At 60.7% G+C, this 13172-nt stretch carries 11 protein-coding genes; 1 reads left to right on the top strand and 10 read right to left on the bottom strand.

Features of this window, described 5'->3' with window-relative positions; genetic code table 11:
* On the bottom strand, positions 1 to 1185 hold the full coding sequence (gene cfaB / locus ACZ9C1_RS18880; protein ID WP_102683403.1) for a C17 cyclopropane fatty acid synthase CfaB: 1185 nt from the start codon (positions 1183 to 1185) through the stop codon (positions 1 to 3).
* 215 nt (positions 1186 to 1400) lie between these two features.
* Between cfaB and lpdA the strand changes: the two genes are divergently transcribed.
* Positions 1401 to 2801 (top strand): dihydrolipoyl dehydrogenase, encoded by a 1401-nt coding sequence (lpdA, locus tag ACZ9C1_RS18875; RefSeq protein ID WP_139674764.1) that lies wholly within the window; start codon positions 1401 to 1403, stop codon positions 2799 to 2801.
* Positions 2802 to 2834: 33 nt separating this feature from the next.
* Here the strand turns inward: lpdA and hcnC are convergent, their stop codons facing one another.
* From hcnC to ACZ9C1_RS18830, 9 genes are all read right to left on the bottom strand, one after another.
* Positions 2835 to 4085, bottom strand: a complete 1251-nt coding sequence (hcnC, locus tag ACZ9C1_RS18870; protein ID WP_139674761.1) for a cyanide-forming glycine dehydrogenase subunit HcnC — start codon at positions 4083 to 4085, stop codon at positions 2835 to 2837.
* 2 nt (positions 4086 to 4087) lie between these two features.
* A complete protein-coding gene (hcnB, locus tag ACZ9C1_RS18865) occupies positions 4088 to 5482 on the bottom strand; it encodes a cyanide-forming glycine dehydrogenase subunit HcnB (protein ID WP_277502409.1) in 1395 nt (464 codons plus the stop codon).
* On the bottom strand, positions 5479 to 5787 hold the full coding sequence (gene hcnA / locus ACZ9C1_RS18860) for a cyanide-forming glycine dehydrogenase subunit HcnA (RefSeq protein ID WP_102683399.1): 309 nt from the start codon (positions 5785 to 5787) through the stop codon (positions 5479 to 5481). The genes hcnB and hcnA overlap by 4 nt, the downstream gene beginning before the upstream one ends.
* Positions 5788 to 5959: 172 nt before the next feature.
* Positions 5960 to 6946 carry a guanitoxin biosynthesis L-arginine gamma (S) hydroxylase gene (gene gntB / locus ACZ9C1_RS18855; protein ID WP_277502407.1) on the bottom strand — a complete coding sequence of 329 codons (987 nt, stop codon included), beginning with the start codon at positions 6944 to 6946 and terminating at the stop codon, positions 5960 to 5962.
* A gap of 130 nt (positions 6947 to 7076) precedes the next feature.
* On the bottom strand, positions 7077 to 8198 hold the full coding sequence (locus tag ACZ9C1_RS18850; protein WP_457377772.1) for an aminotransferase class V-fold PLP-dependent enzyme: 1122 nt from the start codon (positions 8196 to 8198) through the stop codon (positions 7077 to 7079).
* Positions 8185 to 9408 carry an MFS transporter gene (locus ACZ9C1_RS18845; protein ID WP_476254266.1) on the bottom strand — a complete coding sequence of 408 codons (1224 nt, stop codon included), beginning with the start codon at positions 9406 to 9408 and terminating at the stop codon, positions 8185 to 8187. The genes ACZ9C1_RS18850 and ACZ9C1_RS18845 overlap by 14 nt, the downstream gene beginning before the upstream one ends.
* Positions 9405 to 10709, bottom strand: a complete 1305-nt coding sequence (locus tag ACZ9C1_RS18840) for an ATP-grasp domain-containing protein (RefSeq protein ID WP_102683396.1) — start codon at positions 10707 to 10709, stop codon at positions 9405 to 9407. Before ACZ9C1_RS18840 ends, ACZ9C1_RS18845 begins: the two co-directional genes overlap by 4 nt.
* Positions 10706 to 11767 carry a threonine aldolase family protein gene (locus ACZ9C1_RS18835; protein WP_102683395.1) on the bottom strand — a complete coding sequence of 354 codons (1062 nt, stop codon included), beginning with the start codon at positions 11765 to 11767 and terminating at the stop codon, positions 10706 to 10708. Before ACZ9C1_RS18835 ends, ACZ9C1_RS18840 begins: the two co-directional genes overlap by 4 nt.
* A gap of 174 nt (positions 11768 to 11941) precedes the next feature.
* Positions 11942 to 12904: a proline dehydrogenase family protein gene (locus ACZ9C1_RS18830; protein WP_457377771.1), complete on the bottom strand. Its 963-nt coding sequence runs from the start codon at positions 12902 to 12904 to the stop codon at positions 11942 to 11944.
* Positions 12905 to 13172 lie beyond the last annotated feature (268 nt).

Raw genomic sequence — 13172 nt, 5'->3', positions numbered from 1 at the left:
TCAGCGATACAGGTCCTCACGGGTCCATGGCAGATCGTGGTGACCGTCGGCGTACGGCTTCACCGCGAGAATCTGATGGAGGTTGATCCAGCCCTTGGTGAAGGCATAGGCACAACCGGCCAGGTACAGGCGCCAGATACGCAAGGTCTTCTCCGGCACCAGCGCGGCGGCGCGATGCAGCTGGTTCTCGAGGTTCTCGCTCCAGTGGTTGAGGGTCTTGGCGTAGTGCAGCCGCAGGCTCTCGATGTCGACCACCTCCAGGCCCGCTTCGCAAATCCGTGCAGTGATCATCGAGATATGCGGCAGCTCGCCATGGGGGAACACATAACGATCAATGAAGTCGCCCGCGCCGCGACCGACGGGGCGGCCATCGACATGCTTGGCCGTGATGCCATGGTTCATCACCAGGCCACCTTCGCGCACCGCACCGAACAGCCGCTTGCAGTACAGCTCGAGATTGGCGTGGCCGACATGCTCGAACATGCCGACGCTGACCACCTTGTCGAAGCGGCCATCCTGGGGCAGGTCGCGGTAGTCGAGGATCTGCAGGTCGACCTTGTCAGCCAGGCCCTCCTCCTTCACCCGCTGGCGGCCCAGCTTCAGCTGCTCCTTGCTCAGGGTGATGCCGAACACCTTGGCGCCGTACTCGCGAGCGGCGAATCGCGCCAGCCCGCCCCAGCCACAACCGACATCCAGCAGGTAATCGCCAGCCTGCAGGCGCAGCTTGCGGCACAAGTGGTCGAACTTGTCCTGCTGAGCCGGGGCCAGGGCATTGTCCGGCTCCTTGAAATAGGCACAGGAATAGACCATGTCCGGATCGAGCCACAATTGGTAGAACTCGTTGGACAGGTCGTAGTGATAGGAAATCGCTTCGGCATCGGTGGCCTTGTCATGAGCAGTGCGTGCCGGCACGGCCTCATCTTCATCCTGAAGCAAGGCATCGCTGAGTTCGTCGCAAACCCGGATGACTTCGCCTATATCGCCTTCCAGCTCCAGCTTGCCCTCGACGAAGGCCGATCCCAGCTCATTGAGGTTGGGATGGGTGAGCTGGGTAATGAGCTGGGGTTCCTTGACCACGATGGTGACTTGCGGGCTCGGCCCCAGATCGAACTGGTTGCCGTCCCACAGCTTGACGCGCAAAGGTAAGTGCAAGCTCTGCAACGCAGGTGGAAGTTGCGCAAGCATTCATGACCCTCCCTTTCGTTGATACGGGACGCCACGCCTTAATGTGTCGGACGTCACCGCATCAGGGTAGTTCATTCGTACGAAGTTTCCGGTAATCACGACCATAGTCTAGAACTATCTGGCGCAGCCTATTCAGCAGATTGTATACAATCCTGCCCGCTCAGATTAACCTTGTGCCCTCTTCGCTTCCTCACACTCTCGGAGTAACGAAACCCATGAAATCCTATGACGTGGTGATCATCGGCGGCGGCCCCGGCGGCTACAACGCAGCGATCCGCGCGGGCCAGCTGGGCCTGAGCGTGGCCTGTGTCGAGGGTCGCTCGACCTTGGGCGGCACCTGCCTGAACGTCGGTTGCATGCCTTCCAAGGCATTGCTGCACGCTTCCGAGTTGTATGAGGCAGCCAGTGGCGATGAGTTCGCCCATCTGGGGATCGAGGTCAAGCCGACCCTCAACCTGGGCCAGATGATGAAGCAGAAAGATGAAAGCGTGACGGGCCTGACCAAGGGCATCGAATACCTGTTCCGCAAGAACAAGGTTGACTGGATCAAGGGCTGGGGCCGCCTGGACGGGGTTGGCAAGGTGATCGTCAAGGCCGAGGACGGCAGCGAAACCACCCTGCAGGCCAAGGACATCGTCATCGCCACCGGCTCGGAACCCACGCCGCTGCCTGGCGTGACCATCGACAACCAGCGCATCATCGACTCCACCGGCGCCCTGTCGCTGCCCCAGGTGCCCAAGCACCTGATCGTCATCGGCGCCGGGGTGATCGGCCTGGAGCTGGGTTCGGTATGGCGTCGCCTGGGTGCCGAAGTGACGGTGATCGAATACCTGGACCGCATCTGCCCTGGCACCGACGAAGAAACCGCCAAGACCCTGCAGAAAGCCTTGGCCAAGCAAGGCATGGCCTTCAAGTTGGGCAGCAAGGTGACCCAGGCCACTGCCGCGGCCGACGGCGTCACACTGACCCTGGAACCCGCTGCCGGTGGTACCGCCGAAACCCTGCAGGCCGACTACGTGCTGGTAGCTATCGGCCGCCGTCCTTATACCCAAGGCCTGAATCTGGAAAGCGCCGGGCTGGAAACCGACAAGCGCGGCATGCTCGCCAACGACCATCACCGCAGCGCGGTGCCTGGCATCTGGGTGATCGGCGACGTCACCTCCGGACCGATGCTGGCACACAAGGCCGAGGACGAAGCGGTGTCGTGCATCGAGCGCATCGCTGGCAAGGCCCATGAGGTCAACTACAACCTCATCCCAGGTGTCATCTACACCCGCCCGGAACTGGCCAGCGTCGGCAAGACCGAAGAGCAGCTCAAAGCCGAAGGGCGGGCCTACAAGGTCGGCAAGTTCCCCTTCACCGCCAACAGCCGCGCCAAGATCAACCATGAGACCGAGGGCTTCGCCAAAGTCATCGCCGATGCCGAGACCGATGAGGTGCTGGGCGTACACCTGGTCGGCCCAAGCGTGAGCGAGATGATCGGCGAGTTCTGCGTGGCTATGGAGTTCTCGGCCTCGGCCGAGGACATCGCCCTCACCTGCCACCCGCACCCGACCCGCTCCGAGGCCCTGCGCCAGGCGGCGATGAATGTGGAAGGGATGGCGATGCAGATCTGACTTCTGGGGGCCGCTTTGCGGCCCCTGCACCCGTCAACCGTGCGCCAACTGTTTATCCACACCTGCGCGGAACCGCGAAGCCAGGAACGGTGTGATGTCCAACGGCAGCGGCTCATTGTGGACAACCTTGTCCAGCAACACGCCAGTAATCGCCGACGTCAGAATCCCGGTACGGAAATGTCCACAGGCGTTGAAATACCCTTGGACATTATCCACAGGCCCGAGAATCGGCAGCTCGTCCGGTGACCCAGGCCGCAAGCCAGCCCAGGTGCGCTTGAGGTTCACCTGCGCCAGCTGTGGCACACAGCGGATCGCTCCCTGCACCAACCCGTTGATCTCCGGGAAGGTATTGGTGACATCGAAGCCCTTCTCCTCGGTGGTACTGCCGATCAGGATCTCGCCGTTGTCCTTCTGCGCCATGTAGCAATCGCTGGTGGTGATGCAGCCATCGAGCAGCTTGGGTAGACGCTCGGTCAGTACGATCTGGCCTTTCACCGGTTTGACCGGAATACTCTCCCCAGTCGCCCACTCGCTCAATTCCGCCGCCCAGGCGCCAGCGGCATTGATCAATGTGCCGCAATGGAACTCGCCAGCCTCGGCGGTGCGCACGCCCTTGATCCGGGTGCCTTCATGCAGCACGCCGGTGATGTTCACGTTCGGGTACAGGTCGACGCCGTTCTGCCGCGCCGCCTCCATGAACGCATCACCCAGGCGGAACGGGCTGACCTGGTGATCGCAGAGAAACTCCAGCGCGCCATTGGCCTTGAGCGTTACCGCCGGCTCCGAAGCGCGCAGCGCGTCGCGGTCGAGCCAGCGAACCTGGTCGGCCAGGTGCGGGATCTGCTTGACGATATGTTCGGCGTACAGCTGGTCTTCTTCATCCTGGATGATGTACTTGAGCCCGGTGCGCTCGAACTTGAAGTCCATGCCGTGGCGTCCGATCAGCTCCTGGTGCAGCTGTGGATAAATAGCGTTGGACTGCAAGGCGAAGTCGAAGAAGCATTCCGGCAGGATGTGCGGCGTGCTCGAATCGACCACCACCGCCGCGCCGTTGGCCTCGCGCTTGCTGCGCGAGGACATCATGCGAAAGAAGATCACCCCGCAACCCAGCCCCACTGATTCGCCGATGGCCCACAGGCCGCCGGCCGAAGCGCGGGTAGCGTTGCCCGGGCGCTTGCAGTCGATCAAGGCGATCTTCAGGTTCTTGCGCTTGGACAGCTGGTAGGCGCAGGACGCGCCGATCACCCCGCCACCAGCGATGATGATGTCGTAGTGCTTGTTCATGCTCAGGCCTCCGTGCCGAGTTGTTCGAATGCGGAAAACGGGATCGGGTCCACCGGGAAGCGCGGGCGCAACCAACCCACGTCCTTGCGTCCGGTGGCGCTGCGCAGGCGGTCGCTGCAGTAACCGACGCACATGCGCCCCTGGCAGTCGCCCATGCTCACTCGTGTGCGCATCTTCAGGCTGGCCATGTCTTGCACGCCCTGCTCCAGGGCCAGATCGATCTGCTCGCGAGTCACGTGTTCGCAACGGCAGATCACCGTATCGGCCTGGGGCAGTTCGACTTGCGCTGCGCCGCGGGCGGTGTAGCGCTCCACCCCGGAACGGAAGCGCTTGATCGCCGCCAGCTTGCCCAGGTAGCGCTCACGGCACTCGATCGCCTGCTCGGCGTCGAGCTTGCCCATCTGCTGGAGCATCGAAACCGCGGCGATGCGCCCGGTCAACATGGCCGCCTCGCCGCCGCGGATCCCGGCCATGTCGCCCGCCAGGTGAATGTTCGGCTGGCTGCTTTGCTGCCACACGTTGCATTCGGCGCGCAGGTAGCCGTCCTCGCTGAAGCCATGGGCCAGGCCCAGTTGCTGGCTGAGCTGGGTACGTGGGATGAAGCCATAGCCCACAGCCAGGGTGCGCACCTGCTCGCGCTGGACACGGCTCATGTCCGGTTGCCAGTCCTGGGTATAGGGTGCGACCTCGACTTCCTGCAGCTCGCCCTCCCCCGTGGCGCCCACCACGCCCCAGCCGTAATGCATGGGGATGCCGTTGAGCTTCATGTAGGCGAGCATGCTCAAGCCGTCGAGGAACAGCTGCGGCTTGTTCATCAACGCCAGGCTTTCCTTGGCGATGCGGTTGAACGAGCAGGCCTCGTACACGCCCGCCACCTTGGCACCGGCAGCGTGCAGCTGGCACGCGACCAGCGGCAGCAAGGGCCCAGTACCGGCAATCAGGGTGCTGCCCAGCGGCTTGACCACACCGCTCTTGATCTGCAATTGCAAGCCACCGAGCAGGATCACGCCCGGCAAGGTCCAGCCGGGGAACGGCACGTTGCGCTCATGGCAACCGGCGGCCAGCAGCAGGTGGGAATAGTCGATCTCGTGCAGGCGCTCATCGCTATCGAGCACCATCAGCCGCTGGTCGTCACCGCCCACCACGCGATGGTTCAGGCGCAGGTCGATGCGCTCGGCGCAGGCGGCAAAATCTTCGTGCAGGCGGGTCAGGGCCTTGGTGTAGCGCGGGCCCAGGTAGCCCAGGTCGACGCCAGCGCGCAACGGGCCACGATAGACCACGCCACCGGGGCGCGAGGCCTCATCGAACAGCAGGCAATCCACGCCATGTTCGGCCAGCTCGATGGCCGCCCCCATGCCGGCCGAGCCGCCACCGACGATCACAGGACGAAGGCTCATGGGCGAACCTCCTCTTGCACTCGGTTGACTTCAGTCTCGATGCTCATCCCCGGCTTGACCACAGTCTGACAAGCCCGACGCTTGGGTCGGCCGTCGATCTGCACCAGACAGCAGTGGCAGACCCCCATGCCGCAATAGGCACCGCTGAGCTGGCCATGATCGTTGCGCGCAACCTGGCGCAGCCCGACGGCATTCAAGACGCTCAGTACGGTTTCACCGGGTGCGGCAACCACCGGGGTACCGTTTAGATGAATCGTCAGGTCGGCGCCCGACAGTGGCTGAATATCGAGTTTCCTTTCCAGCATCAGCGTTTACCTCGTCGTCCTTGTTTAGGCAGGATCGTGAAGGTAAGGCAGATTCCGTCCGGAAAAGATGACCTATGCCATGACAACCACACAGCCAGGCACACACTCGATGAAAGGCGAATCAAGCAAGTGGCCGATACGTTCCAGATTGGAACGTATCGGCCCTGCCGGGTCACTCGGCGGTCATTACCGCGCTGATCTTACCGCTTCTATAGGCATCGAAGATCTGGGCAAGGCTGGATCTGGCTTCGCCTTTGGCGGTGAAGATTCCGCCACAACCACGGTTCGCCTCTGCGTAGCTGGGATCGTCCATCAGTACCAGGTGCGCCTTCTTGAGGTTCCAGAAGGGCACGCCGGCAAAAAGGTGGTGCGTAAGGTGATAGTTGTCGCCATGCATGCCAATGAACACGCGCTCGATGAGGCTGGGGAAGCGATTGCGGGTCAACTTCACTTCATCCTTGTATACCCCGAACATACCGAAGTGCTCGGATATCTCGGAAAGCCAGCCGATCACCTGAAACGCGGTGAAGTACGGCACAAGCCAGAACAGCAGGTAACCCCAGGGCCCCACCGAGTACCAGAACAGGGCCAGGATCACCAGGTGCACGGCCAGCAGTTTGAGGCCCTGCATGGGCTTAGCCACGACATCACCAGCGCGGTTTTTCACCAGGTAGACGAAATAATGCGAGGTGTTGGTCAGCGTGATGCTCTTGAGCAGGTGGCGCAGGAGAAAGTCGAGCCGATCACTCGCGGCATACAGACCGGAGTCGATGTAGTACCTGTGGTCGGGATCGGCGTGCTGGTCCCCCAGGTGATGATGATGCAGTTGCACGTGGGAGCGGCGATACGCTTCGTAGTTCTGGAAGATCGGGTAGGCAAGCAAGTATTCGCCGATCAGCCGGCAGAGCACTTTGTGGCTCATCAAGGTCATGTGCGCCGCTTCGTGCAACAACGAAGCGAGCGCGCGCTGACGTGAGCCGATCATCAGTACGGTCAGCGGATAGAAATACGGGCTTTGCAGGCTCAGGTACACCGCGAGCGCGATGACGGCCACATCCAGAGAAAAGCCAAGCGCCCAGTGCCAGTTGTCCTTCTCGTATAAAGGACGCAAGCGCTCCTTGATTTCAGCGGACGGTTTGAATCGGTTCACATCGTTCATCGAAAGTCCCTGTTCGTTAAGTCGAGGCGATGGAAGGCCCTTGCTCCTGGCGCCAGCCGATGCCGAGGCGCAGATAGGGCCCAGTTGCAGGTGACAGCCATCGAGGGCGGTGTCACTCACGCCACAGTCGTTACTGGTGAATGTTTCGCAGCAAGTGCACGAACTGTTCGGCCTGTGAAACGGTGCTGGCGGATCCCAGCGAAACACGCACAAAACGCGGGCTCCCACGGTCACTCATGAAGTACGGCGTGTGAGCGGCATAACCTGCCCAACAGTTGATGCCATTGAAGCGAAGCCTGCTGACCACCTCAGGTGCAGGAACCCCTGCATGGAAAAACGACACGATCCCTCGCTGACGCGCCCCAGGAGCGATCAGGCGCAGCTGCGCATTGCCCTCGAGCGCCTGCACCAGGAACCGGTAAGCCGCGCAATCATCGACATAGCCCCCCGCCAGCCGCTCCAGCACAGCGATGTTCAACCCGATAAACGCGGCGCTGTTGCGTTCTGCATACTCGAAGCAGCGCGCATCGCGCTGATCCAGGCTTACACCATTGGCAACGCTGAAGGTCGCCCGATGCAGATCGGTGAACCTCGGCTTTGCAACGGCCCGAAACGCCTCGGACAAGTAAGCGAATCCGGTGCCTCTGGGGCCACAGAGAAACTTGCGCCCGGCAGCTGTCAGCACATCGCAGCCGATGGCCTGGACATCGATCGGCAACATCCCCAGCGACTGGCAGGCATCGACGAAAAAGACGCAAGGGTGGCCCCGCAGCAGCCTCCCGACCGCCTCCACATCATTGACGATGCCGCAGCAAGACGGCACGTGGACGATCGAGACGAGCTTGACGTCATCGCGCAGATGCTCGGCCAGCCAGGCCAGATCGAGGTCGCCGTTTTCCAGCAAGGGGATGACATCGACCGCCACCCCATGGCGCTGGCGCAAGTGCTCGAGAGCGATGAGATTGCCCGCATACTCGTAGGGCGTTACCAGGACACGGTCACCGACGTGCCAATCCAGTGCGTCGAGCGCCGTCACCCAGGCCTTCGTCGCGCTGTCGAACAGCGCGATGTCGCCGGGCTGCGCCCCGATGAGGCGGGCGATGTTGTGGTAGAGCTCATTGTCCAACACTTGCGCGCAGGCCAGCTCGGCCTCGTAACCACCTTGATCCCGTTCGCGTTGCAGAAACCCCTGCATTGCCTCCAACGCGTGCGCCGACAATAGCCCCGCGCCGGCGGTATTAAAGTGAATCATGCGCACCCTCCTTGGCCTTGCAACCCATGTAGTAGAAACCCGTCGCCAGTACCACACACAGGCACAGCACATAGAACATGACCTGTGGCTGGTACAGCGAAAGCGCCAGCCCGCAGAGCACCGGCCCCAGCGCAGCCCCCAGGTTCGACAGGTTTTGCGCGCCGTAGTAGATGCCGCGCAGATGCGCAGGAGCGATGTAGTCGATGAACAGGTATTCGGTGGGGATGATGATGATTTCGCCAACCGTGAACACGATCATCGCGATCACCCAAACCGGCACTTGCTCGGCGACGCTGAAGCCGACCAATCCCACCAGGAAAAACAGCATTCCCAGGCATAGCATGCGAAAAAGATTGCCCTGGTTGATCCGCGAGCCCACCAGGTACTGCAAGCCAATGACCACGCAGGCATTGGTGGTGACCAGGTAGTTGATGACCTGATAGGTGTGCTCCGGGCTGCTGGTGACCAGCAGGTATTGGGACAGGTAGGCGGAGAACTGGCCGAACACGATCACGCTGAGCAGGCCACCCAGGGTGAAGCACACCAGGCGATAGTCTTTGAAGAGATACCCGAGCACCTTGAAGAACCCCTGCTCGGCCGGGGCGCTGGCAACGGGTGTGGATAACTTTTCGCCCAGCAAGGCATACGCCAGCACGAACACCGCTCCCACCAGTCCGGCAGCCGCGAAAGGTATCCCAGGGCTTACCTTGGCAAGCATGACCCCAAGGAATGGCCCGGCGGCAAAGCCGATATTGGTGAGTGTGTACTTGACCGAGAACACCGCGCCTCTTCGCTGCGCGACCACCAGTGTGCCGATGCAGGCTTTGACAGCGATATCGATGACTGCATAGGCGAGGTTCACCACCACGATCGCCAGGAAGAACACGCCGAGCATGGCGGTATGAAAGGCAGCGCCAAACGCCAGGGCGAACAGACTTCCGGCCACCAGGAGAATCCGATAACTGGAAAACCGGTCGACCAGGAAACCACCGTACAGGCTGAGAAGGGAGCTCGCCATCAACGCCCCCCCCAGCGCCAACCCGACATCAGCCACCCCCAGGCCGAAGCGCTCCGCGCAATAGACCACCAGATAAGGCAGGGTCATTGCCCGCGCCAGGGTGAGGATGAAAGTGGCCGACAGCAGCAGCATCACAGGCGGGGTGTACAGCCTGCCCTCGGCCAGCGTCAGCTCGGCAGCGCCCTGCTTCATGCCAGCATGCCCTGATAGATGGCCGGTTCGGCCTCTCGCAACAGCTGGATGCTGTCCTGAATCGAAGAACGGTCCTTGTCCAGGATGAATACATGCCCTGGAGAGTTCTCCAGCGAATTCGTCTCGCTGAGCACGCCCTCATGCTGGATCTTGATGCTGTGCAACCCAGGGATGTGCTTCCACACCGAAATATCTGGGCGCTGCCTGATGGTTCCGCTGGCACGGGCAATGAGGAAGACACAGCTGGAGTGGAAGTACAGTTTCTTCCTGGGTTGGGCCCGGTACTCCAGGAAGCCTTGTGGATTGATCAGCGACTCCACCCAGAGATTGAGCTGGTTGTGCCCCAGGGCCCGGGTATAGGCCGACAGGTCGATCCCCCCTGGCATCCGGGCGGCAGTCTCGAGCAAAACCGGCTCGTCGTTGACGATCATCAGTTCGCTGTGCCCGACCCCTTGCTGGATACCCAAGGCATCCAGTACCGAGAAGACATACTCGGACAACCGGCGGTACACGTCCTGATTGTCGACCGGGCACATCAGTTGGTTGTAGTCATGCACGGGCGCGGCACCGATGCGGGTGCGGTACACGCGAATGATCTCACTGACGAAATGCTGGCCGTCCACGCTGACCGTGTTGACGCAGTATTCGATATCGACGTCCCTACCCTTGTCCGACTTCAGTTCGGAGAAAAAATCGGAGTTGTCCAGATACTGCTGCACCAAAACCTGTTCGTTTTGCGCCAGGAAAATGTTGCGACTGGACTTGATGGTCGCGAAGGCGTGAGCCACCTCGGCAGAATCGGTACAGATGTGGATGTTGTCGGAACCCGCACTGTTGATGGGTTTCAATACAACGGGGAAGAGATCCTGCTGTTCGATCCATGCCTGGATCTCGGCCAACTCCGCCGAACGGAAATGCTTGATGGAACGCACCCCCGCCCCCTTGAGGGCTTCGTGCATTTCATACTTGTTTCTCCAGCGGATCGCGTGCGCGGGATCGTTGTGCCGCGCGACATTGAAATGCGCCGCCAGATGAGCCGCCAGCTCGACGCCGAACTCGCACCCTGCGAGGACGAACTGCACCTTGTACTGGCTCAGCGCTTCATCGAGCGTGGCGTCGGTCTGGTAATGCAGATCGGCGATGAAGTCCGTTGCCCGGAACCACGACTCGTAGAACGCGTTGACGTTGTCGGTCGAACGCACATGAATGCACTCGTAGCCGCGTGAAATGAATGCCGGGGCGATCAGGCTGCCGATGGAATAGGCATCCACCACCAGCACCACGTTCTTCTTGTAGATCATTTCACGGCCTCCTTGGCATGGGCGAGTTCACCTACCTGGGTCTTGATCAGCTCTGCTGCCTTGATGATCTGTGCCCGATCGATATTGATGTGGGGAACCAGGCGTATTTCCTTGTCGTTGTAGGGGAGTGCCCCCACGCCACGATCCTTGAGCAGCTCGGCAAACCGCATCGGCGTGACCCCAAGGCGGGAAATGTCGAGGGTGACCATGTTGGTCCCTTTGTAACCCGAGCGCGCTTCTTCAACTTCGGCGAACTGGGCATGCAACAGCGCCGCGTGCTCGTGGTCCTCGGCCAGGCGCTCGATGTTGTTGCGCATGGCATAAAGGCCTGCCGCAGCCATCATTCCACTCTGGTGTTGGTCGCCGCCGAACCACTTGCGGTACTTCTTGGCTTGCTGGATAAGCTCACGCGACCCCATCATGATCGATCCGACTGGAGCACCGAGGCCTTTGGAAAGGCACATGGACAGCAGGTCGGCATTGTCGGTGTACGACGTCACATCGATACCGGTAGCAATTGACGCATGCAGGATGCGCGCGCCATCCAGGTAGCGGTACGCGCCGATACGCTGGGCATAGGCAAACACCTGGTTCATCTGCTCGAGCGGAAAGATGCCGCCGCCTTTGCAACCCAGGGTGTTTTCCACCACAACGACACGAGGCGTCGCATAGTTCTGGCTCCAACGGCATTTGGAGGCATGGAGTCGCTCCAGGTCCGCTACATCGAACAAGCCATCGTCATGCTGGGTCAGGGAAAAGTTCACCCCAGAGAAGGCCGAAGTCGAAGCGGATTCATAGAAGTTAATGTGATAGGACGCATCCAGGAAGATCTCGTCGCCCGGCCGCGTCATGGCCTTGATCGCCAATTGATTGCTCAACGTGCCACCGGTGGTAAACAGCGCGGCTTCCTTCTGGAAGTAGTCCGCACAATATCGTTCCAGCGCGCTGACACTGGGGTCTTCACCAAAGCAATCATCACCGACCTCGGCCTCGTAGATTGCCTTGCGCATACCCTCTGTGGGCTTTGTTACAGTATCGCTTCTGAGGTCAATGAACATGTCTACTCCCTGATATTGCCATGTGAAAGGCATGCCTTTTAGTTCACACGGAGCACCGCGTGAAACTTTCACGTTTATTGTCAAAACATTGCCGCTCAAGCGCGAAGCAACGAAGGGAAACCAACGTTAGCTGAAACTTAGGCAGGTCAACGGATATATAAATCGCTGGGCGGTTTAGTAATCGGCGCCAAATACAACGCGGGAAGGGTCGCTAAAATCGGCCAGCGCCCCCAGGATCTCGATTGGCGACTCCGCCAGGCGGTGCAAGAAGTGCAGGTACCAACTACCGCCGTACACCGCATAGATACGGCAAGGCACTCCGGTCTCCCTGGCCCGGCGTAGCACTGCCGGTTGCACACCATGCAGCATCTCCAGTTCCAGGTTCGCGGCATGCCGTGGCTCAGCCAGAATCCGCGGAATCAGCGCCGGATCCTGAGTGGCGCAACTGACGGGCACACCCGCGTCCAGCACCCTGCGCAGCAGGTGCAGGTAGCGTTCATCCAGCGCGTCGCCACGTGGCAGTGCCACTTCCAATGGTTCGTTGTAAACGCCCTTGACCAACCTGATCTTGCGTCCGTAACCAAGGACCTTCGGCAGGTCGTCGAGGGTGCGGTGCAAGTAGGCCTGCAGGGTCACGCCAACGTTTGCGTGGGCAGGCGCCAATTCGCCATACACCTCAAGGATGCTGTCCACCGCCGAGGCGTGTTCCATGCTGATCATGACCGGCAGATCATGTTCCGCCGCAGCGGCAATGATGGTGGAGGCATTCTTGTAGGCCATCTCCTGGGAGACCGCCAGGCCAACGGCACTGAGGTCGAAGCTCAGTTGGGGCTTGAGCCCCGCTTCGGCAAATGGCTGGATCGATGCAAGGTATTCATCGACGAAACGCTGTACCACCGCCGGGTCGGCATTCTCCTCGCCCACGTACTCGACGCTCAGCGCATAGCCCTTGCCGTTGAGCAGTTGCAATTTGGGCAGCAGGGCTTCCCGGTTCGCCGCAAGAAAATAGCGTTGCGCGGCAGGCTCGAACAACTTGAAGAACAAGGCGTCCTCACTGAACGCCTCCCTGCACGCTTTGTTCATGGCCAGTTTCTTCAGGGCGGCGGCAGCCAGGGTAGACATTTCCTGGGAAACCATCAGTCTCTCTCCTTGAGCAGGGCAACGGCGTACGTCTCTTGTACGGCCACTCGACAATAGGCAACAACGGCTGAATCGATCAGCTGCAAAATCCTAAGCAGCCACTGTTTACATTGTCCAGCATCGAAGCCGGGTGCAGTCGCCAGGTAGACCGTACAAACAGATGTTTACCGTTTTGCTACGGCGCACTGACCGACTATCAAATAACGACGTCACCCTGTGGCCAACTGAATGTGCATAAGGGAGAGCGTACTGGAAAAGGCCATCA

This window comes from Pseudomonas sp. TE21435, assembly GCF_056279265.1.
The sequence above is the reverse complement of the archived record's forward strand: the minus strand, read 5'-3'. Positions and strand labels throughout refer to the sequence as shown.

Bases quoted from the DNA above. Each gene is read 5' to 3' on its own strand.
- cfaB (WP_102683403.1), bottom strand. From the start codon at position 1,185: ATGCTTGCGCAACTTCCACCTGCGTTGCAGAGCTTGCACTTACCTTTG.
- lpdA (WP_139674764.1), top strand. From the start codon at position 1,401: ATGAAATCCTATGACGTGGTGATCATCGGCGGCGGCCCCGGCGGCTAC.
- hcnC (WP_139674761.1), bottom strand. From the start codon at position 4,085: ATGAACAAGCACTACGACATCATCATCGCTGGTGGCGGGGTGATCGGC.
- hcnB (WP_277502409.1), bottom strand. From the start codon at position 5,482: ATGAGCCTTCGTCCTGTGATCGTCGGTGGCGGCTCGGCCGGCATGGGG.
- hcnA (WP_102683399.1), bottom strand. From the start codon at position 5,787: ATGCTGGAAAGGAAACTCGATATTCAGCCACTGTCGGGCGCCGACCTG.
- gntB (WP_277502407.1), bottom strand. From the start codon at position 6,946: ATGAACGATGTGAACCGATTCAAACCGTCCGCTGAAATCAAGGAGCGC.
- ACZ9C1_RS18850 (WP_457377772.1), bottom strand. From the start codon at position 8,198: ATGATTCACTTTAATACCGCCGGCGCGGGGCTATTGTCGGCGCACGCG.
- ACZ9C1_RS18845 (WP_476254266.1), bottom strand. From the start codon at position 9,408: ATGAAGCAGGGCGCTGCCGAGCTGACGCTGGCCGAGGGCAGGCTGTAC.
- ACZ9C1_RS18840 (WP_102683396.1), bottom strand. From the start codon at position 10,709: ATGATCTACAAGAAGAACGTGGTGCTGGTGGTGGATGCCTATTCCATC.
- ACZ9C1_RS18835 (WP_102683395.1), bottom strand. From the start codon at position 11,767: ATGTTCATTGACCTCAGAAGCGATACTGTAACAAAGCCCACAGAGGGT.
- ACZ9C1_RS18830 (WP_457377771.1), bottom strand. From the start codon at position 12,904: ATGGTTTCCCAGGAAATGTCTACCCTGGCTGCCGCCGCCCTGAAGAAA.